At 40.9% G+C, this 2,611-nt stretch carries 2 protein-coding genes; both read left to right on the top strand.

Features of this window, described 5'->3' with window-relative positions; translation table 11 throughout:
• On the top strand, positions 1–1,091 hold a 1,091-nt coding region (locus ACO4PX_RS09840), incomplete at its 5' end, for an FMN-binding protein (protein WP_485572513.1).
• A gap of 237 nt (positions 1,092–1,328) precedes the next feature.
• Positions 1,329–2,375: a DUF3829 domain-containing protein gene (locus ACO4PX_RS09835; RefSeq protein ID WP_485572511.1), complete on the top strand. Its 1,047-nt coding sequence runs from the start codon at positions 1,329–1,331 to the stop codon at positions 2,373–2,375.
• Positions 2,376–2,611 lie beyond the last annotated feature (236 nt).

Here is a 2,611-nt window from a genome sequence, read left to right as displayed (position 1 = left end):
GGGAGGGAGGACTTCCCTTTTTGGACTTCTTTTTTAAGAAAATCATGCAAAGGGGCGTGCTGGCAGGTTCTCTCTTTATCTTAGTGATGCAGGCTCCGGTGCTTTCCAAGAGTTTTTTCGGAAGAAAGACGATTTATCTTCTTCGAGGGGAAATGGCAATCTGTGCCTCCCTGATTACCTTGGCCCACAACCTGGCCTTTGGCGGAAAATACTTCGGCGCCTTATTCTTTGGACAGGGGCATATCAGTCTGATGGAGCTTCATGCCGCTATTGTGTCTTGTCTCATGATTCTTTTGTTAATTCCGCTCACTATTACTTCTTTTCAGACTGTTCGGCGGAAAATGCAGGCAAAGAGCTGGAAGAAGCTGCAAAACTGGTCCTATCTTTTTTACCTGCTTTTGTACCTGCACATTTTCTTTATCTATCAAGGGGCGTTGATTCGAGGAAAGGGAGAATATTTCTTCACCCTAATGGTTTACAGCTTCACTTTTGGATTCTACGGATTCTTACGAATCAGGCAGTATAGAATGCAAAAGGAAAGCAAGGAGAAAAAGGCATTCCCCCTGCTTCGTATTGCAGGGATTTTGCCCATTGTCTGTCTTTTTCTAAGCGGCTTTTACAGTGCCGGGAAATACCGCGCCGCACTGGAGGCAAATGTAGATAAAATCAGAGCGCAGGAAAGCGTAGCGGAAAGCATCGGAAACGGGGAGGAAAACAATTCTTCCGAAAAAGCATCAGAAGCTAGCGGAGATAAAGCCTCTACGAATTCTTCGGATGCTTCCTCCGATTCCCAAGCTATAGATGAGGATAGCATATCCGGAGCTTATAAAGACGGAGAATGTTTTGGAAAGGCTTCCGCCTACAATGGCAATGTGGAAGTGAAGGTCACCATTTCAGGCGGAAAGATTACTGCCATCGACATTGTGAAAACCAAGGACGATGAAGAATATTTCTTTGACGCACAGAAGAAGGTGATTCCGGAAATTTTGGAAAAGCAGAGTACTGACGTGGATGCGGTAGCAGGAGCCACCACCAGTAGCGAGGGCATTTGCCATGCGGTTGAGAAGGCTCTGGAGGAAGCGAAGAAGTAGTCAAAAAGTCTTCTTGTAAAACTTGTAAAAACAGCATTTTCTTATATAATGAGTTCTGTATTCATTCTTAAAAATAGAAGAATACAGAACTTTTTTATTCATAACGAGTATCCCTCGCAAAGCGTGCGATATCTCGTTAAATGTCTCTTGCGGAGCATGTGTTTTCCGGTATTTCCCAGATGGAAGCTTAGGAGAGTGCTACGCCGCTGTAGAGGATGCCTTTTTGGGGGAATATATATGAAAAAAGCTATGCTTTGTATCAGTATCTTGGCTATGATTTTCAGCCTTTCAGCCTGCGATGATATTAAGATGGTACAAAATTCTTTTCAGAAAGAGAAGACAAGAAACACAGAGCAGTTAGGAGACCAACCTATGGATGTATTTAAAAAGGGAGATCTTAAAATGGAAAATGGAGAGTACAATATCTATGCTAGCTTCAGTAATTTTCTGGCTGCTCGTTATCACTTCATTTCAGTATTTTATTTTCAGGGAGTTCGCAATGAACCGGAGTTTCATTTGGCGGAGGGGAAGGAGTATAGCAAGGAAGGCTTTACCCCGGAAGAGTTTGACTTTATCCGACATGTTATAAAAATAGCGAATGGAGGGACGCATTTCCCTGAGGTGGATAAGCCGGTAAAAACCCTGGCTCCTTTAATCTTAAAGACTATGGAAATATATAACGAGGCAGCAGCTTATGGACAGGCGGAGACCTATAAAAATGATCACTATGAAGGGGCAAAGGAAATTCACAGCCGTCTTTTCCCTTTGGTAGAGAGTACTAAAGCTCCATTGTTGGAATATAAGCGGGCTATTGATGAGCTTTCTTCAAAAAAAATGGAAGAGGAAATCCAGGCAATGAAAGAACGGGGCTACATTATCCGTTATAACATGTTAAAGCTGTTCTCTCTACGAAATCAAATTATGGATGAAATCATAAATCAGAATCTTGTCCAGGAAGAGATGATAAAGCTTGATTTATCTAACATTCGTCCTGCCTATGAGGAATTTCTGGCTACCTTATCGGATTTCGAAAAAATGATAGGGAATCGGAAAGCAATTGATGCGGAATTGTTTACTGACCCTACTATTTCTGAAGATTTGTCGGAATTTGTCAATGATTCCAAAGAGTTTGCAAAACAGATTCAGGAAATGATTCGTAGGATAGACGAAAATGAGCCATTTACTGAGAAGGATTATGGGCAGACAAATGTAGATGGCAGCTTTTTAAAGATAGATTGGGCATCTATTAATATGGTTCAAAGCTACAGCAAAGTCATAAGCTAAATAAAGCTTTTGCTTTTTGCGAAATTCTTTCTGTTTCTTGTAAAAAATTTAAATTTTTGTATAATTAGTTCTGTATCTTTTCTTAAAATAAAGAAAGATGCAGAATTTTTTTGATGAGGAGAAAATGTATGAAAAAAATCGTTTTAGGACTTGGCGCAATTGCCTTAGCCCTCAGTCTTTCTGCCTGTGAAGACTTAAAGATGGCTCAGAATGCTATAAAGCAGGAAAAAAGCGGA

Source organism: Oribacterium sp., assembly GCF_057249185.1.
This window is presented reverse-complemented; position numbering and strand designations above follow the sequence as displayed.

What these genes read in the sequence shown, in the direction of transcription:
- ACO4PX_RS09835 (WP_485572511.1), top strand. Translation starts at nt 1,329, where the DNA reads ATGAAAAAAGCTATGCTTTGTATCAGTATCTTGGCTATGATTTTCAGC.